General features: G+C 56.3%; 16 protein-coding genes and 2 pseudogenes. 13 read left to right on the top strand and 5 right to left on the bottom strand.

Annotated features, from left to right (window positions below):
- The coding region (locus ADICEAN_RS13725) for a DUF5117 domain-containing protein (RefSeq protein ID WP_040397247.1) at positions 1–1,046 on the bottom strand (1,046 nt) is incomplete at its 3' end.
- Between the two features lie 511 nt (positions 1,047–1,557).
- Between ADICEAN_RS13725 and ADICEAN_RS13720 the strand changes: the two genes are divergently transcribed.
- On the top strand, positions 1,558–1,989 hold the full coding sequence (locus ADICEAN_RS13720) for a BLUF domain-containing protein (RefSeq protein WP_009196222.1): 432 nt from the start codon (positions 1,558–1,560) through the stop codon (positions 1,987–1,989).
- Between the two features lie 398 nt (positions 1,990–2,387).
- Here ADICEAN_RS13720 and ADICEAN_RS13715 read toward each other — a convergent pair whose 3' ends face one another.
- Complete coding sequence (locus ADICEAN_RS13715; RefSeq protein ID WP_009196221.1) at positions 2,388–3,692, bottom strand: pyridoxal phosphate-dependent aminotransferase; 1,305 nt, start codon at positions 3,690–3,692, stop codon at positions 2,388–2,390.
- 546 nt (positions 3,693–4,238) lie between these two features.
- Here ADICEAN_RS13715 and ADICEAN_RS13710 point away from each other — a divergent pair.
- The 12 genes and pseudogenes from ADICEAN_RS13710 (at position 4,239) to ADICEAN_RS13665 (ending at position 20,142) form a co-directional block, all read left to right on the top strand.
- The gene (locus tag ADICEAN_RS13710) at positions 4,239–5,144 is read left to right on the top strand and encodes a branched-chain amino acid transaminase (RefSeq protein ID WP_009196220.1); all 906 of its coding nucleotides are present in this window, start codon (positions 4,239–4,241) and stop codon (positions 5,142–5,144) included.
- Between the two features lie 182 nt (positions 5,145–5,326).
- Positions 5,327–5,458 (top strand): hypothetical protein, encoded by a 132-nt coding sequence (locus tag ADICEAN_RS23570; RefSeq protein ID WP_262486189.1) that lies wholly within the window; start codon positions 5,327–5,329, stop codon positions 5,456–5,458.
- A 3-nt stretch (positions 5,459–5,461) separates the two neighbouring features.
- Positions 5,462–6,991, top strand: a pseudogene (gene ilvD / locus ADICEAN_RS21950) (dihydroxy-acid dehydratase); the annotation flags it as partial.
- 471 nt (positions 6,992–7,462) lie between these two features.
- A complete protein-coding gene (ilvB, locus tag ADICEAN_RS13700) occupies positions 7,463–9,160 on the top strand; it encodes a biosynthetic-type acetolactate synthase large subunit (protein WP_236612918.1) in 1,698 nt (565 codons plus the stop codon).
- A gap of 318 nt (positions 9,161–9,478) precedes the next feature.
- The gene (gene ilvN, locus ADICEAN_RS13695; RefSeq protein ID WP_009196217.1) at positions 9,479–10,087 is read left to right on the top strand and encodes an acetolactate synthase small subunit; all 609 of its coding nucleotides are present in this window, start codon (positions 9,479–9,481) and stop codon (positions 10,085–10,087) included.
- A gap of 164 nt (positions 10,088–10,251) precedes the next feature.
- Positions 10,252–11,291: pseudogene (gene ilvC, locus ADICEAN_RS13690) on the top strand (ketol-acid reductoisomerase).
- Between the two features lie 216 nt (positions 11,292–11,507).
- Positions 11,508–12,764, top strand: a complete 1,257-nt coding sequence (gene ilvA, locus ADICEAN_RS13685; RefSeq protein WP_009196214.1) for a threonine ammonia-lyase IlvA — start codon at positions 11,508–11,510, stop codon at positions 12,762–12,764.
- 151 nt (positions 12,765–12,915) lie between these two features.
- Complete coding sequence (locus tag ADICEAN_RS23025) at positions 12,916–14,013, top strand: WD40/YVTN/BNR-like repeat-containing protein (RefSeq protein ID WP_009196213.1); 1,098 nt, start codon at positions 12,916–12,918, stop codon at positions 14,011–14,013.
- The gene (locus ADICEAN_RS13680) at positions 13,913–16,102 is read left to right on the top strand and encodes a hypothetical protein (RefSeq protein WP_083879735.1); all 2,190 of its coding nucleotides are present in this window, start codon (positions 13,913–13,915) and stop codon (positions 16,100–16,102) included. Before ADICEAN_RS23025 ends, ADICEAN_RS13680 begins: the two co-directional genes overlap by 101 nt.
- Before the next feature lie 180 nt (positions 16,103–16,282).
- Positions 16,283–17,779: a YfcC family protein gene (locus ADICEAN_RS13675; protein ID WP_009196211.1), complete on the top strand. Its 1,497-nt coding sequence runs from the start codon at positions 16,283–16,285 to the stop codon at positions 17,777–17,779.
- Positions 17,780–18,321: 542 nt separating this feature from the next.
- Positions 18,322–19,632, top strand: coding sequence for a hypothetical protein (locus ADICEAN_RS13670; protein WP_009196210.1), 1,311 nt, complete (start codon positions 18,322–18,324; stop codon positions 19,630–19,632).
- A 129-nt stretch (positions 19,633–19,761) separates the two neighbouring features.
- Positions 19,762–20,142, top strand: a complete 381-nt coding sequence (locus ADICEAN_RS13665) for a hypothetical protein (protein WP_009196209.1) — start codon at positions 19,762–19,764, stop codon at positions 20,140–20,142.
- 71 nt (positions 20,143–20,213) lie between these two features.
- Here the strand turns inward: ADICEAN_RS13665 and ADICEAN_RS13660 are convergent, their stop codons facing one another.
- From ADICEAN_RS13660 to ADICEAN_RS13650, 3 genes are all read right to left on the bottom strand, one after another.
- A complete protein-coding gene (locus tag ADICEAN_RS13660) occupies positions 20,214–20,462 on the bottom strand; it encodes a hypothetical protein (protein WP_009196208.1) in 249 nt (82 codons plus the stop codon).
- 60 nt (positions 20,463–20,522) lie between these two features.
- A complete protein-coding gene (locus tag ADICEAN_RS13655; RefSeq protein ID WP_009196207.1) occupies positions 20,523–20,987 on the bottom strand; it encodes an acetyltransferase in 465 nt (154 codons plus the stop codon).
- An 88-nt stretch (positions 20,988–21,075) separates the two neighbouring features.
- A complete protein-coding gene (locus tag ADICEAN_RS13650) occupies positions 21,076–21,801 on the bottom strand; it encodes a hypothetical protein (protein WP_152426434.1) in 726 nt (241 codons plus the stop codon).
- Positions 21,802–22,325 lie beyond the last annotated feature (524 nt).

The raw sequence follows: 22,325 nt of genomic DNA, 5'->3' as shown, positions 1-22,325 counted from the left end.
AGGGGGTCGGCCTCTTCGGGCAGCATTTCTACCCGGAAGGCATTCTGATAACCGGCTGCTTCAAAGGCTTGATTCCACCAGCGGGCCCCCTCCAGCAGGGCCGTACGTACCGGTTCGGGCGCGCCGGGATCCAGGTAGTAGACAATGGGCTCCACGGCTTCACTCATGGCCGCCGAGGGATCTTTTTTCTGCAGGCGGTGGCGGGCTATGTAGCGCTTTTGCAGCGGCTGGTCAATGGGGGTGGCGTAGTCGTAGTACTGGATACCGAAATAGCCGGCCCGCGGATCGAACTCCCGGGGCGTATAGCCCGCATCGGGCAGCTGCACAAAGGAGTGGTGCTGGCGCACCGATACCACCGAAGGGGTAGGGGTTACACTGCGGATGTGGGCCCCTTCCGGCGTGCCGGTAAAGGTAAGCGTCACCTCAAACTCGCTGTTCCTGGGAAAGTTTTTGGTGCGGGGCATATAGAAGGCATTGCGGGATTTTTCCAGCGAGTAGGTGCCCTGTTTTCCCTTCTTTAAGGTCTGTGCTACCTCATGGGCATCCTGCATAAAAAAGTCAGTGGCATCCAGCAGCAGCCTGCCCTCCTCTTCGGCCACAATAGGAAAGGCCCAGAGCACCGACTGGGCAAAGGCCTGCTCAACCGACTGCCGCTCGGCCGCATTTTCGCTCAGGGCTCTGTAGCTGTAGTTGGGTTGAATGAGCAGTACCTTAGGGCCCCGGCGCTCAAATTTTACAATGCGGGTGTCGCCCAGCTGGCCCCGGTCCAGCCCAATGTCGTTGGAGCCTATGCCTGCCGCCAGGGAGTTTACATAGATGATCTCCTGGCCAGGACTATCCAGGCGCAAATAGATCTTGTCCGTCTTCTCCTCATAATAGAAGGGAATAAACCCCTCCTGCAGCTGCATCTTAGCTGTTTTGGCAGCTATAGTAGGCGTATCGGAGGCTGTAGCCTGGGGAGCGGCCGGCTTGGAAGGGCTGCAGCCCAGCAATAGTCCCAGGCCCAATAGCAGGCTGAGCAGGGGAGAGATCTTACAAAGGGTCATGGGTTATTTTGCGTATGGATGGGTTATTTTTTAGCGCTGATCCAGGCCCGGAAATAGCCTTTTTTAAAGAGGGCTGATAGCGGGCAGGCTAACTGTTCAGTAAAACGACTAACATACATCCCCGCAGTGGTAAATGCAAATGGGTAGGCCTGATGACGAGCATACGTATTGGGATAGGGAGCTATAGTAGACTCATTAAGTGTCAGGAAGCGAGTGGTTTGTAAGAGAGAGGTCGGCAGACAATCGGCCAGGCAGAAGGGGTGCAGCTGAAGGAGGGGCTAAACGTGGTTATTCTGCATTTTGTTTAATGTTTTAAGGTTGTTGATCTTCAACTGCTAACTATTTTTTCCTATTACCCTGGTAGAGTAAGAATGGTAGTTTCAAAGTAATAGGTGTTTAAAATACCTTATTTGGAATTTATCTACTATCTGTGATTTCTTACACAAGCGTACTTATTGCTGCAGGATGTTTTTTCTTTGTGAAATAAATATAAACAAACAATTAACAGCGCATGACGTATCTTTATCAGCTCGTTTACTCCAGTACCCGCAATCAACAATGCACCGAGTCCGAAATACAGAATATCCTGGCTGCCTGCCAAAAGAACAATCCGCCCCTGGACATCACCGGGGTGCTGCTTCATTCGGAGAATAATTTTATCCAGTACCTGGAAGGCGATAAAGACATCATCAAGCTGTATGATCTGATCAAAAACGATTCCCGTCACCGCAATGTGGTACTGCTGAGTTATGGGCCGCTCAGGGAGCGTGTGTTTCCGGCCTGGCACATGGGCTATAAAAACCTGCCCAAAGACCGGGTCGATTTCCTGACCGATAGCAACGAAGAGGAGAAAAAACTATTCAACGCCATCATCAAAGGAGAGCAGGTACAGGATGGCATGGCAGCAACCAGGCTGCTGGTGAAATTTTTCAATAAGGCGTAGGAGAAGGATTTCTGGAAGGTAGTTTTCCCGAGGAGGAGTAGGCACCTAGCTTTACGCTCTCTGAAAGGAACAGCCAAGGGGGGTGCAAAGCTGTCAGATGCTTTTAATTGACATGGTTGGGGCTAGGAAATTGAAGCTGTCTTTTGTGGGGAAGGGCTTTAGTATACTCAACCAGCCTCCCCCTTAATCCCCCACTAGCCGTGCGCCTCCAAAGGGGGACAATCGTACCTTTATCAAAAGGAATGGTAAATCAGTAAGGGCTGCAGAAACAAACAAATGGGATTAAGATTGAGTAACAACTGTCCCCCTTTGGAGGCGCACGGCTAGTGGGGGATTAAGGGGGAGGCTGGTTGGGAAAACTCAAAAAGTCCCCATGCCCTGCCCCGATCCACACCCCCTCAAGACGCCAGATACCCCTTAATCGCATCCCGTAGCTGAGTGAAAACCCGTACCAGCACCTCCTCATCTTCTTCCAGCAGCGTTACCCGAAAGCCCTGCAGCTGGGAGCAGAAGGAGGAAATGGGCACCACACAGATGCCGGTGGCCGCCAGCAGGTAGTAGACAAAGCGCTTGTCCAGAGCCATTCCTTCCTCAGCTACCCACCCTTCTACCATGGCCCGCAGCTGCGGGTTTGCGATGGGCAGCTGCTGATGGAGCCGCAGCACCCCCTCCCGGAAGATAATGGTGTTGTAAAAAGCGCCATAGGTCTCGTTGAAGGTAAGCTCGGGGATAGTACCCAGGATGTCGGCAATCAGACGGCTGCGCCGGCCGATGCGCTCATTCTGCTCCTGACGGTAGCGGGCGAAACGGGCATCGCCCATAATGAGGGGAATGGCCAGCTGGGGCAGGGTAGTGGAGCAAACCTCAATCATCTTGGCATTGTCCAGCACCGCGCAAAAGCGGGCAAACTCCGGGTTCTTGTCCCGGTTGTAATACTCCATCCAGCCGCAGCGGCTGCCGGGCCAGGGCAGCTCCTTGGATATGCCTTTCATGGCAATGCCCGGCACTTCGCCGATCACCTCGGCCAGCGAATAAGCACGGGCGCCGTTGTAGGTGATGTTCAGGTAAATTTCGTCGCTGATGAGCAGGAGCTTAAACTCCCGGGCAATGGCCACAATACGCTGCAGGCTTTCCAGGGGGTACACCATGCCGGTGGGGTTGTCGGGGTTGATGATCAGGATGCCGATGATGGTAGGGTTGTACTTCACCTTGTTGTAGAGATCGTCCAGATCGGGAAACCAGTGGTTGTCCGGATCCAGCGTATAGGTGATGGGCTCCTGCCCGGCATGGGCGGCCTCGGCCGAAGAGTGGGTGGAGTAGGCCGGCGAAGGGCCGATTACCCGCAGTCCGGGATGGATGTACTGGTACACCTTGCCGATGGCATCGCCAAGGCCGTTGAAAAAGAGAATATCGTCGGCGGTGATCTGGACGCCGCCCCGCTGGTTGTTGCGCTCGGCCAGAAATTGCCGGGTGGCCAGCACTCCCTTGGAGGGGCAGTAGCTATAGGTGCTATTGTCCAGGGTCAGGCCAGAGATGATCTCCTTCATCCACTGGGGTACCTGGGCCCGCTTTTGAATGGGGTCGCCGATGTTTTCCCAGTACAGCGGCTGGCCGGTGGCCTGCACCTGCTCGGCTTTTTTTACAATTTCCCGGATCTCGTAGGTAAGCTCTTTGGCGCCGGCACTCAGAATGTTATGTCGCATGGGGGATGATGTCAGGTTTTTAAAGTAGAGGGTTTAGTCGCTGAAAAGCAATAGGTTATCTCTTAATGGAGGTGGGGTGAAAATTTTTGAAAATTTTTTTCAGGCCCTTCCAGTATCATACAAACGTTTGCGATGTCTTTAACAAACAATACAATATATTGATGATGTCAAACAAACATCTATTAAATTTTGTAATCATTCAAAATTACCTAATTTTGTAATACCATCATGAAAAACACAGCAATCGTATTCCCCAATATTCTGATTATCGTCGTGCGTCTTGCACGAGGTAGAGGGGTGGCATGCTGCTGATTTTCATGTAAGCATTTGCAAAAGAGCCACCCCCACAGGGTGGCTTTTTTATTGGACATTCCTAAACGGATTATCATGCACTTACTAAGACTGGTCTCTGTCATTATTATTATTCTTCCTCTGCCGCCGGGCTGAAAGGACCAGCACCTCTGTCACCAGATCGCAAACCTTTCGCAGCCCGGGCCCCGAAAGGTTTTTTGTCTTTATCCAGCACCATCAAAAACACCCTACCTCATGTATTTCAGCAGCACAACACTGGCCTATATCGATGGCGATTTCATTAAGGCTGATGGAGCCCAGAGCACCCTTTACAGCCAGTCGCTCCATTATGGTTATGCCGTTTTTGAAGGCATCCGGGCCTACAATACCCCCCAGGGGCCGCGGGTGTTCAAAGCCCGGGAGCATTACGAGCGCCTGCACTATTCCTGCCAGGCCATTGGCCTGCCCCTGCACCAGTCAGTAGCCGAGCTCACCGGCATCACCTACCAGCTGCTGGAGCGCAACGGGCTGCAGGATGCCTACATCCGCCCCCTGGTATTTGCCGCCGAGCCGCATATGGGCCTCACTACCCCTGCCAGCAGCAGCCTGTTTATGGCCGCCTGGGCCTGGGGCAAGTACCTGGGCGATAAAAGCCTGCGCCTGCTGGTATCGCCCTACCAGCGCCCCAACCCAAAGGCCGTACCCCTGGAAGCCAAGGTAGCGGGCCATTATGTCAACTCCATTATCGCTTCCTCGCATGCCAAAGCGCAGGGCTACGACGAAGCCCTGCTGCTGGATGGGGAAGGGTTTGTGGCCGAAGGGCCCGGTGCCAACTTTTTCTTTGAAAAGGGGGGCGAGCTTTATACGGCTCCGGCCGGCAGCATCTTACGGGGCATTACCCGCAACACCATTGTGGAGCTGGCCCGGGAAGCCGGCATCCGGGTGCGGGAAGAATTCTTTACCCCCGATGCCCTAAAGGAAGCCACGGGCGCCTTTATGACCGGCACGGCGGTAGAAGTAGTAGGGGTGGCCTCGGTAAACGAGCAGCAGTTCAGCAAACCTTTTTCAGAAACCCTGGGCGGCTACATCGCCGAGCGCTACCAGGCCCTGGTAAGGGGTGGGGACCTTGCCGAAAAGATGCCCTTTCGCAAAACGGCCTAGCCCTTCCGGGGAAATTGCTCACTTGTATTTTTACTTAGATACTGTATTTCAAATAATTATAATCAACTTAAAAACAATTAGTTATGAACATTTATGCAGCCTTTAGAAATAATAAAATGTTGAAAAAAAAGGTTTCAGCAAAGCCTTTCCTGCCAGAACTTGGTACTGCTAATCCCTTACGCATGCCCCATTCGGCTACCAGTGCCCGCCTGATGAAGCTGGCCAAGGCAAGCCGGCAACTGGCAAAAGAAGGGGGTAACCGAAGCAGCCGGCTCAAACCATTTTATGCCGGCACCTACAGCAGCAACAGCTAAGCAATGATCTTAAACAAATACAGCCGCATTTACACCCAGGACTGGAGCCTGCCTGCCTCCCAGGCCATGCTCATCGGGTCCGGTCTTTCGGAAGACGACCTGCGCAAGCCCTTTGTGGGCATCTGCTCTACGGGTTTCGAGGGCAATACCTGCAACATGCACCTCAATGCCCTGGCCGACCGGCTGAAGGAGGGGATGGGCGGCAGGGGACTGGTGGGGCTGCGTTTCAACACCATCGGCATCAGCGACGGCATCACCAACGGCACGGCCGGCATGCGCTATTCGCTGGTAAGCCGGGAGCTGATCGCCGATTCCATCGAGGCCATGGCCGCAGCACACAATTATGATGCGCTGGCCTGTGTGGTGGGCTGCGACAAGAACATGCCCGGCGCCCTCATGGCCATGGCCCGCCTGAACCGCCCCTCTCTCATGGTCTATGGAGGCACTATCAAAGGGGGGCAGTACAAAGGCAAGCAGCTCAACATCGTTTCCTGCTTCGAGGCCTACGGGCAGCGGCTCAAGGGCGAGATCAGTGAAGAAGACTACAAGGGCATCATCAAGCATGCCTGTCCGGGTCCGGGTGCCTGTGGCGGCATGTACACGGCCAATACCATGGCCTCGGCGGCCGAAGCCCTGGGCATGACCATTCCCTACTCTTCCTCGCTGCAGGCGGTAAGTCCGCAGAAGGGAGAGGAGTGCGATGCGGCCGGCGCCTACCTGCTGCGGCTGCTGGAGCTGGACCTGAAGCCCCGCGACATTATGGTACGGGAAGCTTTTGAAAATGCGCTGGTGCTCATTGGCGTACTGGGCGGATCTACCAATGCGGTGCTGCACATGATGGCCATTGCCAGCGCCGCCGGGGTACCCCTTAGCCTGAAGGACTTTCAGGCCATGAGCGACAGAACCCCCCTGCTGGCCGATCTGAAACCCAGCGGCAAGTACCTCATGGACGATCTCTGCCAGCTGGGCGGGGTGCCGGCGGTGCTGAAAACCCTGCTTCAGGAAGGCCTCCTTACCGGCGATGTGCTAACGGCTACCGGCCGCAGCCTGGCCGAAAACCTGGCCGAGGTAGCCCTCCTGGGCGAGGAGCAGGACCTGCTGCGCCCGCTCTCCAACCCCATTAAAGCCGATGGGCATATCCAGATCCTCTATGGCAATCTGGCCCCGAAGGGAGGGGTAGCCAAAATTACCGGCAAGGAAGGCCTGCGCTTTGAGGGCCAGGCTGCCGTATTTGACTCCGAAGAAGAGCTGAACAGGGGAATCAGCGATGGGGCAGTAAAAGCCGGTCAGGTGGTGGTGATCCGCTACGTAGGGCCCCGGGGCGGACCGGGTATGCCCGAAATGCTCAAGCCCACCTCGGCCATTATGGGTGCCGGCCTGGGCGATAAAGTGGCCCTGATCACCGATGGTCGCTTTTCGGGGGGTACCCACGGCTTTGTGGTTGGCCATGTAAGCCCCGAAGCCTTTGATGGAGGACCCATCGCCCTGGTAGAATGGGGCGACTGGATCAGCCTGGACATCGCCACCCATTCGGTGCACCTGCATGTGGATGAGGCGCTGCTGGACCAACGCCGCCAGCGCGGCGCCAGCCCCCGGCTAATGCCCGGCGCGGCGTGCTCCTCAAATACATGCGTACCGTCAGCGATGCCAGCACCGGATGCATTACGGATCTGGATGAGTAGTCTTGGACGGGCAGTCCTGGACGGGCAGTCCGGAATGGATAATCCCGGGCGGGGGAGTTCGTTCCCATGCGGAAAACGACTTAACACCTCATTCCCGCGGGGCTGCCTAGGTGCAGGTGGGAATCTCTCAGCTCCAAGGGGTAAATCGAAATTTACCTACCTACCTCAGGCAGATTCCCGCCTCCGCGGGAATGACGACACTATTTTCAGGTCTTTTCAAAAAAAATTCCTCAAAACTCATGAAAGCAAGTCCAACACCCCCTTTATTCCCCCTTCGGGAGCCTTCCGCCGGAAGAACCCCCGGCCGGAGCTGCAAGCCCATCTGGAGCCCGCCACCCAAAGCGGGGCCGAAGCACTGATCGAGGCGCTGCTGGCCGAGGGGGTGGACACTATTTTTGGCTATCCCGGCGGTGCCATCATGCCCATTTATGATGCCCTCTACGACTATTCCGATTCGCTGCAGCACATCCTGGTGCGGCACGAGCAGGGGGGCATTCATGCTGCCCAGGGCTATGCCCGCGCCTCGGGCAGGGTAGGGGTGGTATTTGCCACCAGCGGTCCGGGGGCCACCAACCTGGTGACCGGCCTGGCCGATGCCCATATCGACAGCACCCCCCTGGTGTGCATAACCGGGCAGGTGTTTGCCCACCTGCTTGGCACTGATGCCTTTCAGGAAGCTGATGTGATCAGCCTCACCAGCCCGGTCACCAAATGGAACTACCAGGTCACCACCGCCGAAGAAATCCCCGCCGCCCTGGCCAAAGCCTTTTACATTGCGCGCAGCGGCCGTCCGGGCCCGGTGCTGCTGGACATCACCAAAAATGCGCAGCTGCAGCAGTTTCAGGCCCCGGCCTATGTGCCCTGTGACCATATCCGCAGCTACCGGCCCAAGCCGCTGGTGCGGCGGGAATACATCGAGCAGGCAGCCGCCCTCATCAACAGCGCCCAAAAGCCTTTTGTACTCTGGGGACAAGGGGTGGTGCTGGGGGCTGCCGAGCAGGAGTTTAAAGAATTTATTGAAAAGAGCGGCATTCCCGCTGCCTGGACCATCATGGGCGCCGGCGCGCTGCCCACTGAGCACCCCCTGAATGTGGGCATGCTGGGCATGCACGGCAATTACGGTCCCAATGTGCTCACCAACGAATGCGATGTGCTCATTGCCATCGGCATGCGCTTCGATGATCGGGTAACGGGCCGGCTGGACAAATACGCCAAACAAGCCCAGGTAATTCACCTGGACATTGACCCCTCTGAGATCGACAAAAATGTAAAAACCACCGTGCCCGTCTGGGGCGACTGCAAGGAAACCCTGCCCATGATCACAGCCCTGCTGGAGGCCAGAACCCATGAGGGGTGGCTGCAGCAGTTCCGGGACTATGCACGCCAGGAGCGGGAGGCGGTTATCCAGCAGGAGCTGCACCCGGCCAGCGGCGAGCTTACCATGGGTGAGGTGGTGCAGCAGCTCAATGAATTAACCGGCGGCGATGCCATCATGGTCACCGATGTGGGGCAGCACCAGATGGTGGCCTGCCGCTATGCCAGGCTCAGCAGGAGCCGTAGCAGCATTACCAGCGGGGGGCTGGGCACCATGGGCTTTGCCCTGCCGGCAGCCATCGGCGCCAAAATAGGGGCTCCGCAGCGAACCGTAGTAGCCGTCATCGGCGATGGTGGTTTTCAGATGACCCTGCAGGAGATGGGCACCATTATGCAGAGCGAGGTGGCCGTAAAGATCATTATCCTCAACAACCAGTTCCTGGGCATGGTGCGGCAGTGGCAGGAGCTCTTCCATGAGAAGCGCTACTCCTTTGTCAACATCACCAGCCCCGACTATGTAAAAGTAGCCAGCGGCTACGGCATTGCCGGCAGGAGCGTCTCCGAACGGGCCGACCTGCGAAACAGCCTGCAGGAAATGCTCCTGCACCCCGGCGCCTTCCTGCTGGAAGTACTGGTTACCAAAGAGAATAACGTCTTCCCCATGGTACCGCAGGGCTGCAGCGTGAGTGAGATACGATTGAGGTAGGGATGGGGTATGAGGTATGGGGTATGAGGTATGAGGTATGAGGAATGAGGTATCAGGTATCGGGCGGCTGCTGCTCTGTATACGGTGCGCTTCTGTCAGTAGTGATAGTATTTGGTATAGAGTATATGGTATATAGACAATAGAGCATCAATCAGACCCCAACTTCTCCACCTAACCCAACAGAAGGCTGCTCTTGTCCCCCTCATTGAGGGGGGTAGGGGGGCGCCCGGCCAGGGGAGGAAAGCTCCTCAGCTCCACCAGCCCAGCCCATACCCATTTCCGGCTGCACTAGACAACACGAATTAAGAAACAACCGCCATGACCCATTCCCATCCCATCGACCGGCAGGAATATAACATCACTGTTTACACCGAGAACCAGATCGGGATGCTTAACCGCATTGCCATCATCTTTTCCCGGCGCAAGATAAACGTGGAAAGCCTTAATGTAAGTCCGTCAGAAATTGAGGGCATCCACCGCTTCAACATTGTGATCCACGAAACGCGGGAGGTGGTGCGCAAGATTGCCGACCAGATCGAAAAGCAGGTAGAGGTACTAAAGGTTTACTTCAACACCAACGAGGAAGTGATCTGGCAGGAAATGGCCCTATACAAAGTGCCAACCGATATCATTGCCGAGCGGGCCGTGGTAGAGCGGCTGCTGCGGGAAAATGGCGCCCGGGCCGTAGTGATCCGCAAGGACTACACTGTGTTTGAAACCACCGGCCAGCGGGAAGAGACCGACAAGCTCATCCAGGTGCTTCAGCCCTATGGCCTCATCGAGTTTGTGCGCTCGGCCCGCATCGCCATCATTAAAGCCAGCGAAGGCTTCAACCAGAAACTGCGCGAATTTGAACGCAGAGAACCCAGCCCCGAGGTGATCGAAAACGAATTCCTCAACAGCCGGGAGAAAGTGTTTACGATGTAGGGGAGATTAGAAGCAAGAGGTTAGACGTAAGAAGCTAGAACTGCAGTGGCAAACTGTCTGCCTCCAGGTCTGGAGCTTCCTTTCTGATTTCTCTTCTTCCTATACCCTGCTTCCTTCCTATCTCTACGAACCTCTTACTTCTAACTTCTTACTTCTAAATAAAAATGGCAACAATCAATTTTGGAGGGGTAAACGAAACCGTTATAACCCGGGAAGAATTTCCACTGGCAAAAGCACAGCAGGTGCTGAAAGAAGAAACTATTGCAGTGATCGGCTATGGGGTGCAGGGCCCCGGCCAGGCGCTGAACATGCGCGACAATGGCCTTCGGGTTATCGTAGGCCAGCGCAGGGACTCTCCCTCCTGGGAGCGGGCCCTCAGGGACGGCTGGGTAGCAGGAGAGACCCTCTTCACCATCGAAGAAGCGGCCGAGCGGGGCACCATCATTGCCAACCTCTTGTCCGATGCCGGCCAGATCAGCGTATGGCCCACCATAAAAGAGCGGCTGCAGCCGGGCAAATCCCTGTATTTCTCCCACGGCTTCGGCATTACCTTTAAGGAGCATACCAGCATTGTGCCACCGGCCGATGTGGATGTAATTCTGGTAGCCCCCAAGGGTAGCGGCACCAGCCTGCGCCGCCTTTTTCTGCAGGGGGGTGGCCTCAACTCCTCCTTTGCCGTCTTCCAGGATGCCACAGGCAAGGCCTATGAAAAAGCGGTGGCCATGGGCATTGGCGTTGGCTCCGGCTACCTCTTCGAAACGGACTTTAAAAAGAAGTGTACAGCGACCTGACCGGCGAGCGGGGGGTGTTAATGGGCGCCCTAGCCGGCATCATCGAAGCCCAGTACCAGGTGCTGCGCCAGCGCGGCCATTCGCCCTCCGAGGCCTTTAACGAAACGGTAGAGGAGCTTACCCAAAGCCTGGTGCCCCTGGTTGGAGAAAACGGGATGGACTGGATGTTTGCCAACTGCTCGGTAACCGCCCAGCGCGGGGCCCTGGACTGGAAAGGCAAGTTCAAGGAAGCCACCCTGCCGTTACTCAACGAGCTCTACGACAGCGTAGCCTCCGGCGCAGAAGCCGCCCGCACTATTCAGCGTGGCTCCACCCCCGGCTACCGCCAGGAGCTGGAAGTAGAGCTCAGGGAACTCCGTGAAACCGAGCTCTGGCAAACGGGGGCGGTGGTGCGTAAGCTACGGTCGAAGTAAAAGATGAGGCCGCACCCCATTCGTGCCACGACTTGCTAACTACCTGCACTGCAGCCAAATCGTATTCCTGGGATCTGGGAGTAAAGTCGTGGCACGAATTCATCACCGCAGGCAAACCACCGTAGGAGTCAGATACCCCTGGCAAACCACCGCAGCGGCGGACCAGTCCTCCGCTGCCGTGCTTTATACACTCCCAAAAAAAACTAAAACCCATACATGCAAAAAACCATCACCCCCCTGGAGCTACCCGCCGTTGAAAAAGCGGCCCACCGCCTGAAGGGGGTTGTCCTGAAGACCCCCCTGCTGCAGAACCTCTCGCTCTCACAGCGGTACGAGGCCAGCATCTACCTGAAGCGGGAAGACCTGCAGGTGGTGCGCTCCTACAAGATCAGGGGCGCTTACAACAAGATGGCCGGCCTGCCCAGGGAGGAGGGGCTGGAAGTAGTCTGCTCCAGTGCCGGCAACCACGCCCAGGGGGTCGCCTATGCCTGCCAGCTGCTGGGCATCCGGGGCTGTATCTTTATGCCGGCCAACACCCCGGCCCAGAAGGTAAGCAAGGTGCGCCTGTTTGGGAAAAATTGGGTGGAGGTCGTGCTGAGCGGCAGCACCTACGACGATACCTATGCCGAAGCCAGGGCCTTTTGCGATGAAAGGGGCAGCACCTTTATCCACCCCTTCGATGATCCCCTGGTGATTGAAGGGCAGGCCACCGTAGGTCTGGAGATTCTGGAAACGGCCGACTTTAGTATCGATTATTGCTTTATGCCCATTGGCGGCGGGGGGCTGGCCTCTGGCCTGGCCTCGGTGTTCCGGCAGCTGAGCCCGCAGACCAGGCTTATTGGCGTGCAGCCGGCCGGAGCCCCTTCCATGTACCAAAGCATCCGCAGGGGGCAGCGGCAGGCCCTGGAGCAGATCGATCCCTTTGTAGATGGGGCAGCGGTAAAGTGCCCGGGAGCGCTGACCTACGAACTCTGCAACGCCCTGCTCGATGAGGTGGTGCTGGTGCCCGAGGGGCAGGTGTGTGAAGACCTGCTGAAGATGTACAACGAAGAAGGCATGGTGCTGGAGCCGGCCGGTACCCTTTCCATTTCGGCACTCAAGGGATTTGCCGAGGAGATCAGGGGCAAACATGTGGTCTGTGTCATCAGCGGCAGCAACAATGACATTACCCGCATGGAAGACATCAAGGAGCGCGCCATGCAGCACCAGGGGCTTAAGCATTACTTTATGGTTACCTTCAACCAGAAGCCCGGCGCCCTGCGCACTTTTGTGAACCGGGTGCTGCAGCCCGGCGATGATATCATTCATTTCCAGTACATCAAGAAAAACAACAAGGAAAAAGGGCCGGTCTTTATTGGTGTGGAAGTACAGCAGCCCGGGGATGTAGAAACCATTCAGCAGCGGATGGAAGAAGAAGGCTTTGCCTGTGAATACCTCAACGGCAAACAGGATTTTCTGAATCTGCTGGTCTAAGGCCCTTTTAGGTGTAGCATGTTTGTGTGTGTGGAAAACCCGGACTCTCCTGAGCGCCTGGTTTTTTGGATAGGGCAGGGGAATAAGGGAAAGTTTGAAGTTTCAGTATTTGCAACTACCTTATCCAAAACTTTTTACCTCATTCTACCCTATGCATTCCTATCTGTTCAGAAGCCTGCTCCTGCTGGTGCTGCTAGGCTGCAGTACGGCAGCCCTCGCCCAGCAGCTCGATATGGCCCTTTTCGGGAACATGAAACCCCGCAACATTGGCCCTGCCGCAACCAGTGGACGGGTTACGGCCATTGATGCCCTGCACGCCAATCCCGACATCATCTACGTAGGCACTGCCTCCGGCGGCCTCTGGAAATCCGAAGGGGGTGGCGTAGGCTGGGTACCCCTCTTCGATGAACAGAAATCGCTTTCCATTGGCGCCATTGCCATTAACCAGGCCAATCCCGATGTGATCTGGGTAGGCACCGGCGAGGGCAACCCGCGCAACAGCCAGAACAATGGCAATGGGGTATACCGCAGCCTGGACGGTGGCAAAAGCTGGCAGCACCTGGGGCTGGAAAAGACCAGCAACATTCACCGCATCATCATCCATAAAAACAATCCCGAGGTGGTGTATGTAAGCGCGCTGGGCACCGCCTGGGGCGATACCAAAGACCGGGGCGTGTACCGCACCAAAGACGGAGGCAAAAGCTGGGAGCAGATCTTGTTTGTCAATAACCGCACCGGCGCCTCCGACCTGATCGTAGACCCCGCCAATCCCAACAAAATGCTGGTGGCCATGTGGGAATACCGCCGCTGGCCCTGGTTCTTTACCTCGGGCGGTCCGGGCTCCGGGCTCTATGTGACCCAGGATGGGGGCAACACCTGGACCCGGCGCACCGATAAGGACGGCCTGCCCGAAGGCGAGCTGGGCAAAATTGGCCTGGCCCTGGCCCCCGGCAATCCCAAAATTGTGTATGCGCTGGTAGAAGCCAAAAAGAATGCCCTCTACCGCTCCGAAGATGGTGGACTGAAGTGGAATAAAGTAAACGATAAGGACATTGGCGACCGCCCCTTCTACTATGCCGATCTGGCTGTAGACCCTACCAACGAAAACCGCCTCTACAATGTGTTCTCAAACGTAACGGTGAGCGAAGATGGAGGCAAAACCTTTTACCACCCTGCTGGGCTGGGACCGGGTGCATGGCGACCATCACTTCTGGTGGATCCACCCCCAGAACCCCAACCTCATCTATAATGGCAACGACGGCGGCATGGCCATTTCCAGGGACCGCGGCAAAAGCTGGCGCTTTGTAGAAAACCTGCCCCTGACCCAATTCTACCACATTGCCGTAGACATGGACTTCCCCTACAATGTGTTGGGCGGCGCCCAGGACAACGGCACCTTCCGGGGCCCCAGCAAGGTGTGGCGCAATGGCGGCATCCGCAACAGCTACTGGGAGGAAATTGCCTTTGGCGATGGCTTTGATGTGGTGGTAGATGCCGACAATTTCCAGAAGGGCTATGGCATGTGGCAGGGCGGCAACCTGATGCGCCTGGATTTTGAAACCGGCGCCGCCAACTTTATCAAGCCTGTGCACCCGAAGGGTGAATTTTTGCGCTTTAACTGGAATGCCGGCATTGCCCAGGATCCGCACCATCCCAAGACCATCTACTTTGGCAGCCAGTACCTGCATAAGTCGACCGACGAAGGCCAGAGCTGGCAGATCATTTCCCCGGACCTGACCACCAACAATCCCGAGAAGCAGAAGCAGAACCGCACCGGCGGCCTTACCTTTGATATTACCGGGGCCGAAAACCACACCACCATTCTGGCCATAGCGCCCAGTCCGCTGAAAGAGGGAGTGATCTGGGTGGGTACTGACGATGGCAACATCCAGCTCACCCGCGATGGCGGCAAGGCCTGGGAAAACCTCTCGCCCCGCATCAAGGGCATGCCGGCCGGCAGCTGGGTGGCACAGATCACCGCCTCCCGCCACCGCGAGGGCGAGGCCTTTGTGGTGGTAAATAACTACCGCCAAAATGACCTGACCCCTTACCTCTTTCACACCACCGACTGGGGCAAAAGCTGGCGCAACCTTGCTAGTGCCGACAAGCTCTGGGGCTATACCCTTAGCTTTGTGCAGGATCCCGTTGAGCCTAAGCTCATGTTCCTGGGAACGGAGAACGGGCTCTATGTAAGCATAGATGCCGGTACCAACTGGACCCGCTGGACGGCCGGTTACCCCGCTGTGCCCACCATGGATATGGTGATACACCCGCGGGAGCACGACCTGGCCATCGGCACCTTTGGCCGCTCCTTCTGGATACTGGATGATATCCGTCCCCTGCGGGAGCTGGCCCAGAAGGGGGTACAGCTGCTGGCCCAGCCGGCGCATATCTACCCCATTCCCGATGCCTACCTGGTCAACTACCGGGAAGCCGGCGGCACCCGCTTTCATGCCGATGCCATGTTCCTGGGCGAGAACCAGCCCTTTGGTGCCCAGATCACCTTTTCGCTGAAGGAGGTGCGCAACAATGCCATCAAGGATACCACGGCCCTACATGTAAAGCGCGATACCGTCTTTGTAGAGATCTCCGATGCGGGCGGCAAAGTGATCCGCCACCTGCAGGTAAAAGCGCAGCCGGGCATGAACCGCTTCTTCTGGTCGCTGGAACAGGATGCCCTGCGCATGCCGGGCAGCCCCAAACCCAAGGAAGGCGCCCCCAAACCCGCCGCCCGCCTGGTAGGGCCGGGTACCTATACCGTAAAAGTGATCAACGGGGAGCATACCGCCAGCGGGCAGGTGGTGGTAAAGCCTGATCCGCGCCTGCCCGAGCAGGCCCAGCACCTCGCCCACGCCACCCCCCTTCTGGACCAGTTCAGCAGCTATGTGGCGGCCACCACCCGGGCGGTTGACCAGCTGCGGGAAGCCAAGGAAAGCATCGACCTGGCCGTAAAACAGCTGGAAGGAGAGGAGAAGCGTGCCCTGAACAAGCAGGGAGAGGCGCTCAAGAAAAAGATAAACGGCCTGCTGGAGAAGGTGCTGGCGCCCGAAGAAGCCCAGGGCATTTATGAAGATACCAATCTGCTGAGCGTGCGCATGGGCAATGCCTCCTCTTACTTCAACAGTCCCTTTTACTCCGTAAGCGGCACCTTTGCCCGGCCTTCGCCCATTTCCCATGCCCCTACCGAAGGCCAAAAGCTGGTGGTAGAGCAGCTTGGCGGCGATGTAAAAGCCTTTTTGCAGGAGGTAAATGCCTTCTTTGCCGGCGAGTGGAATGCCTTTGTACAGCAAACCGAAAAGATCCGGGTAACCAAATCCTATGATTCTGTGGGTTTGTAGAGGGGTGGCTTGATTAGGATGAACGGAATCAATCATGCCTGACCTAACAAAGGCTTTAGAAGCTATCTCACAAAAAGGTAGGTTCTGAGCGTCATCCCGGCGCAGGCCGGGATGATGTGTCGAGCCAACCTATTTTGAGATAGCCAGTAGCATTTTTATCTTGCGGCACACTTTCGCTCCATGACCGCATCCTTCCGCTTCCCGACCCCCTATACGGTTATCATAATCGTAATTATGTTAAGTGCACTGGCTACCTGGCTTATTCCGGCCGGCCGCTACGATGCACTGGTCTATGACGAAGCGCAGCAGGAGTTTGTGATCAGCCGGGAGGGAGAGGAGCGCCGGGTGGCCGCTACAGAAGCGGCCCTGGACAGCCTGCAGATCCCGGTGACGCTGGATAAATTTGCTGAGGGCAAGATCAAAAAGCCCATCTCCGTACCCGGCACCTACAAGCCGGTAGCCGCCAGCCCCCAGGGGGTATGGGCCGTTATCTTTGCGCCCATCCGGGGCATGTACGAGGCCATCGACATTATTCTTTTTGTGCTGATCATTGGCGGTTTTATGGGGGTGTTTAACCGCTCGGGCGCCTTTGATGCGGCCATTGCGTCCCTGGCCCAGCGCCTGCGGGGGCGCGAAAGCCTGCTGATTGTACTGGTCACTACCCTGATTGCCCTGGGGGGTACTACCTTTGGCCTGGCCGAGGAAACCCTGGCCTTTTACCCCCTGCTGGTGCCGGTATTTATGGCCGCCGGCTACGACCGGTTGGTGCCGGTAGCGGTCATCTACATTGGCTCCTCCATTGGCAACATGGGGGCCATTGTAAACCCCTTCTCCACCATTGTGGCCTCGGATGCGGCCGGGGTGGCCTGGACCACCGGCCTGTACAGCCGCCTGGCTATGCTGCTGCTGGGCACCGCCCTGTGCATCTTCTACATCATCCGCTATGCCCGCCGGATCAAAGCCAATCCGGCCCGCTCCCTGCTGCTGGATCCAGCCGCCGAAAGCCCGGCTGAAACCCCCGGCACCCATGCGGCCCCGCAGCGCATCGGGGGGCTGCATACCCTCTTACTGGTACTTTTTGCCTTAACCTTTGTGGTGATGATCATTGGGGTATCCTTCCTGCACTGGTGGTTCGAGGAGATGACGGCCCTTTTCCTGGTCGCTGCCGTGCTGATCGGCCTGCTGCAGCGCATCGGCGAGCACAACTTCATTGAGGCCTTTCTGACAGGGGCCCGGGATCTGCTGGGGGTTTCTCTCATCATCGGCATCGCCCGGGGTGTCACCATTGTACTGAATGAAGGACAGATCAGCGATACCTTGCTGTTCTATGCCGCCAATGGGGTAGAGGGGATGTCGAGCTTCTTTTTCCTGCCCGCCCTGATGCTTATTTTCTTCCTGCTTACCCTCTTTATCTCTTCTTCTTCAGGCCTGGCGGTGGTCACCATGCCCATCATGGGCTCGCTGGCCCCTATAGCCGGCGTTGGGGCCGAGGAGATTGTGAATGCCTATCTCTTTGGCTTCGGCCTGATGACTTTCATAACCCCCACCGGCCTGATTCTTCCCTCCCTGGCCATGGTAAGCGTCAACTACAACGTCTGGCTAAAATTCATCTGGCCCCTGCTGGTTGTGCTGGCTGTTGTGGCAATTGGGATTCTGTGGGCCGGGCTGGCGTTCTAAGCCCGTTGGAAGGAATTTGATATTCATGTGTACATGCGTTGGGGCACACCTGCGTGTGTGCCCTTTTCAATGGGAATGCTCAATTGGGCATGTGAGGGCACACACATAGGTGTGCCCATACGTTAATTACATCAGGCGAAATATGTGCCAAAATAGGGGGTGTTTCTAAACGATTTAACGCGTCGGAAATTCATTTGCCAGGCAAATTGGTTTTGCGCCAGTTGCTACATGCTCCACACCAACCTCAAACAGTGCTGCCCCGATACGGTTATACCCTTACCTCTCCAGCAGGCCTTGCCTGCTCTTCATGATTCTCCCAGTCAACCAAGGCTGCCAGTAGGAAGCATAGCAGCCTGTACAACGCGCTTATGCCTCCTGCTCACTGACTGCTCCCATGCCCACAATTGCCTGGGTCGGTATGCTTTGTATCGAAATAAGAGTTTGTTTTTGGAGCCCCACAGGCCCGTAAATTGTACTCTCGGTTCTACATGAAAGCACCTATTTTCATCTATAAGCCCATTTTTTTTAACACCAGAATTTTTATGGATACCAATAAGAAACAAAACGCACAATCCAAGCAGGACCATACCAAGTCCGAAAATTTGCAACAAAATACATCTAGAACTCAGGATACTTCCAGTGGACACAGCAGCTCCGCTGTTTCGGCTTCAGCGACCAGCAAGGCAGATCAGGATTCTGAATCCGGTACAAAAACAGATAGCTCAACCTCAGCTACTTCAGCTACAAGAAGCGCCCCTTCTTCACACAGGAGTGGGGGAACCAACCCAGGTCAGCATACCGAAAGCACTACCGGCACTATCGGCAGCCATCCCAACAGCGGCAGCAGCGACCGGCTGGTGAGCCGGGAGGACTCCAGCAAGGGCCGGGGCTATGATGGCGACCGCAGCGGCCAGGCCGGCAGTGGTAGCTATGGGGGTGGGGGAGCTGCCGGGCAGACCCCCTATTCATCGGCCTACAGCACCATACAGGTACGCCAGGGCCAGACCTATGGCAGCCCTACCGGTAACTGGAACGACAGCAGCCGGGAATCCGACAGGCAGGGGTCTCAGGAAAACAGCTATAGCGGAAGGGACTGGACCGAGGGCAGAAGCGCCGGGCAGGGCAGTTTGCGGGACGAGGGCAATGACTTCAACCAGCGCTCTCCCCGCCAGGAGGATGCCTTTGGCAGAGGCCAGAGCGACCGGGCTTTTAGCGGACAGGGCAGCTCCGGCGTCAACTGGGATAGCCGCAACTACGGCCGGGGAGAATCCTTTGCCATGGGCAATAACTACGGACGCAGCACCAGCCAGCCCCGGCAGGGCTCCGGCGGTCTCTGGGGCGAAAATAAAGGCTATGCTCAGCAGGCCCGGGAAAATCAGCAGCAGTCCTCTGCTAACCAACAGCAGCAGGAACATCGGCACTACAACCAGCCGGGTAGCGGCCGGTACACCGATGAGCAAAACCCCTACATGCGCCACGATCTCCACAGCCAGCGTCAGCAGCAGGGAGCGCAGGGGAACCCATCTGCAGGCCGGGGCATGAGCCAGGAGGAGCAGAACTGGGCCAACCGCAACCGCTACATGCAGGGTGAGCAGCGTTCTTCACAAGCCTGGGGGGCCTATAATATGGGCGGCGCTTATGGCGATAGAGGCAGCCAACAACAGCAGCAGCAGGGCAATCAGGATTTCAGGGGTGGTGACATCCCCCGGGCGCAGGGCAGCTGGCAGGGGTTTGAGAATGCCGCCACCTCTTCCGGAGGTGCCTCTGGCCGGGCTGGTGGTCAGCAGGGCAGATCCGACCGCTGGAATCAGGCTGGACAGGGCAGCGGACCCGATTACCGCAGAGACCAGTAGAAGGACTGGCAGGATACATCCCGCCACCAAAACCGAAACATAGGGGGTGGCTACCAGGGAAACCAGGACTTTGGCTCCGCAAATTCCGGCAATGCCTACCGCAACCGCCAAACCGGCGACCATCTGCGCATGGGCGGCGATCAGGAATGGGAGCGCCCGGCCTATTGGGATGCCCCTATGAACAGTGCCGGGCGCTTTGCCGATCGGTCCGGAAATCGGGAAGGCAGCTCCAACTGGGGCGGTGGATCGCGCCGTGGCGGAGAGCAGGGCTATGGCGGCCAGGATACGGGCAGAGGCCCGGACAGGGGTGGTGACTATCCCCGTGGCGCATCCAATCAAGGGGGTATGCGGGATGACCGTAGCGATTCCTATAGCGGCGGCTTCTCCCGAGACAACGATCGCTACAGAAGTGGCCGCCATGATGATAACCGGAACCTGGACCAGGGAAGCGAAGGCTTCCGCCGTGGCAAAGACCGGGATAGAGGAGATGACTGGGGGCGGAATCGCTAAGATCAGCCCCTGTACATACGTGAAAGCCGGCTCCTAAGGGGGCCGGCTTTTTTCTTTAGAAATGCTGGGGGTTACCAGAATAGGGTTAGCAATACAAAGCCAAGCATTGCCAGCAGTATACAAACGAAGATCTGCTTCCGCAGACGGGCAGCCCTTGCGCTTTTTTGCGCCTGCCAGGCCTTTAATTCTTCCCCATAGGGATTGGGCTCCCCTTTGCGCTGGCCTTTGCCAAAATAGGGGTGGTCCTGAACGGACGTCCGCCTGTTGCGCAGGCTGCGGTTATGCTCGAATGAATTTTTGCCAAGTTGGCTGAATCCCATTGGTCTGTAGGCTAAGGTGATGGTTGCTAGTGAGAGTTGCAAATCAAAAAAAGCTGTAGCTTATTGAGCCTGTTCAGCCGGAAGCAGCTGCAGGTGCAGCAGGGGGTAGGGCTTGCCCAGGCCATCCCGTTCCGAGCGGCCTATTACCCCAAAGCCCTCGTGCAGGTAAAAGCCCACGGCCTGCTCGTTTTGCTCATTCACATCTACCGTAGTGGCGCCCATGTCGGTAATGGCATGGCGCAATAAGCGTTTGCCAATTCCCTGTCCCCGGGCGGCTGGGTGGAGAAAAAGCATTTCCACCTTTCCTTCAGCCACCCCTACAAAGCCCAGAATTCTACCGGCCCCATCCCGGATACCGGCAAGCTGCACCTGGTAGAGAAATTCCTGTAGGATCAGGGGTTTGAAGTACTGGATATCAGCCTCGCTGAGAAAGTGGTGGGTGGCCCGTACGGAAGCTTCCCAGATCTCCACAAGTTCGGGGAAATCGGTGGGGGTGAGGGGTACTATTGAAAGAAAAGTCTCCATCTCTGCCTGGTAATAGTACTTTCAGGGATGTTTCAAAGATAAGGCTTAAGCGGGATTACCACAGGCAGTATATCTTGTTTTTCTGACCTTACTGGGCTTGCAGCAGGTCAAGAACTTGGGTTGTCTCCGCTGCAATTTCCCTATAGTTTTGTTGCATGAGATAGCGATTTAAGGCTTCGGTCTGCATCCCCTCATCTTCTATATTCCAGGGATCTATTGGAACAAAAAGGGATTGGTATTCATGAAGCAACTCATACAAATACCCAGTATGGATGCTGTCCCTGCTGAGCCTTATCTGATGGTACACATCTCTTGGTAAAGCAAAAGGCCACAAACTTTCCTGATCGTCCCAATTAGAAGAAGGTAGCCGTTGAATGGTAGCCCGTTTTACCAGGATCAGTTCCATCACAAGGCTATCTCCCGAAATGGGGGTTTGCTGTTTGAAGGATTCCTTCAGCTCAACTGCCAGTTCGTTTACGCTGTGGGTGTACTTCAGGCGCAATGTCGCTATAGCTTCTGCGGATAGGATAATACCTTTTTCGCTGGCTCTGCCTACCTCAGTATCCACTATGGCATGGTAAGGGGCGTTGATTCTGTGCCAGGCGTTGTCCAAAAGCGAATGGTCTACCGGGGAGCTTATGCCCAGAATAAATGTACTTGTGCCGTACACCAGTAGGGAAAGTCCTACCCATTTGCCAGCCCGGTACTTTAACTGAATGGGCACCCAAATAAGGAGAAAAACGGCCAGAGGGAGTAGGATAAGGACTACAGCCATATCCCTATAGAAGGTAAAATGATCTTCAAAATCTGTCATTTGGGCCAGGAACAGCCCAATGAGGCTTCCCATCCGCATCACCAGTAGTAGCAATAGGAGCATCCAAAGAATAGCATAGATCCGGATGCTCTGTACCCAGCGTCTGGAGAGTCTAAAAGCGAAGGGGTTATGAAACCAGAACCAGACGGTATGTGCAAAGCCAGCAGCACCTGCTGCAGCTGCAAAGAAAAGATCGTAAGCCAGATTTGCCTCGGAGGTAAGCAGTAGCAGGTCCCGATGGAACAACTGTAACCGCAGGATCTCCCGGAAATAGGTAAAAAACAGGTAGAGGATAAGGGTAGTGGCGGTTCCAATGGCCAAACCAGTATAAAAGGTGGTTTTACCAAAAAGGCGAATGCTGAGCCGCTCTTTTAGTACTGGGGGATGGGGCTTATATACGAATGAGGAGCACAATAGGGAAATGTTGATCCAAAATAGAGTCCTTTCTATTCATTTCCTAACAAATGGCTAATCCGACCCCCTCAGCGCATCTTCCGAAAAAAGGGGTGGATACGAGCAAGATG

Origin of the sequence: Cesiribacter andamanensis AMV16, assembly GCF_000348925.1 — a bacterium.
Classification (GTDB): Bacteria; Bacteroidota; Bacteroidia; order Cytophagales; family Cyclobacteriaceae; genus Cesiribacter; species Cesiribacter andamanensis.
The sequence above is the reverse complement of the archived record's forward strand: the minus strand, read 5'-3'. Positions and strand labels throughout refer to the sequence as shown.

Bases quoted from the DNA above. Each gene is read 5' to 3' on its own strand.
- ilvN (WP_009196217.1), top strand. From the start codon at position 9,479: ATGACCCATTCCCATCCCATCGACCGGCAGGAATATAACATCACTGTT.
- ADICEAN_RS23570 (WP_262486189.1), top strand. From the start codon at position 5,327: ATGCCCCATTCGGCTACCAGTGCCCGCCTGATGAAGCTGGCCAAGGCA.
- ADICEAN_RS13660 (WP_009196208.1), bottom strand. From the start codon at position 20,462: ATGGGATTCAGCCAACTTGGCAAAAATTCATTCGAGCATAACCGCAGC.
- ADICEAN_RS13675 (WP_009196211.1), top strand. From the start codon at position 16,283: ATGACCGCATCCTTCCGCTTCCCGACCCCCTATACGGTTATCATAATC.
- ADICEAN_RS13670 (WP_009196210.1), top strand. From the start codon at position 18,322: ATGGATACCAATAAGAAACAAAACGCACAATCCAAGCAGGACCATACC.
- ADICEAN_RS13680 (WP_083879735.1), top strand. From the start codon at position 13,913: ATGGAGGCAAAACCTTTTACCACCCTGCTGGGCTGGGACCGGGTGCAT.
- ADICEAN_RS13720 (WP_009196222.1), top strand. From the start codon at position 1,558: ATGACGTATCTTTATCAGCTCGTTTACTCCAGTACCCGCAATCAACAA.
- ADICEAN_RS23025 (WP_009196213.1), top strand. From the start codon at position 12,916: ATGCATTCCTATCTGTTCAGAAGCCTGCTCCTGCTGGTGCTGCTAGGC.
- ADICEAN_RS13650 (WP_152426434.1), bottom strand. From the start codon at position 21,801: ATGACAGATTTTGAAGATCATTTTACCTTCTATAGGGATATGGCTGTA.
- ADICEAN_RS13665 (WP_009196209.1), top strand. From the start codon at position 19,762: ATGGGCGGCGATCAGGAATGGGAGCGCCCGGCCTATTGGGATGCCCCT.
- ADICEAN_RS13655 (WP_009196207.1), bottom strand. From the start codon at position 20,987: ATGGAGACTTTTCTTTCAATAGTACCCCTCACCCCCACCGATTTCCCC.
- ilvA (WP_009196214.1), top strand. From the start codon at position 11,508: ATGCAAAAAACCATCACCCCCCTGGAGCTACCCGCCGTTGAAAAAGCG.
- ADICEAN_RS13715 (WP_009196221.1), bottom strand. From the start codon at position 3,692: ATGCGACATAACATTCTGAGTGCCGGCGCCAAAGAGCTTACCTACGAG.
- ADICEAN_RS13710 (WP_009196220.1), top strand. From the start codon at position 4,239: ATGTATTTCAGCAGCACAACACTGGCCTATATCGATGGCGATTTCATT.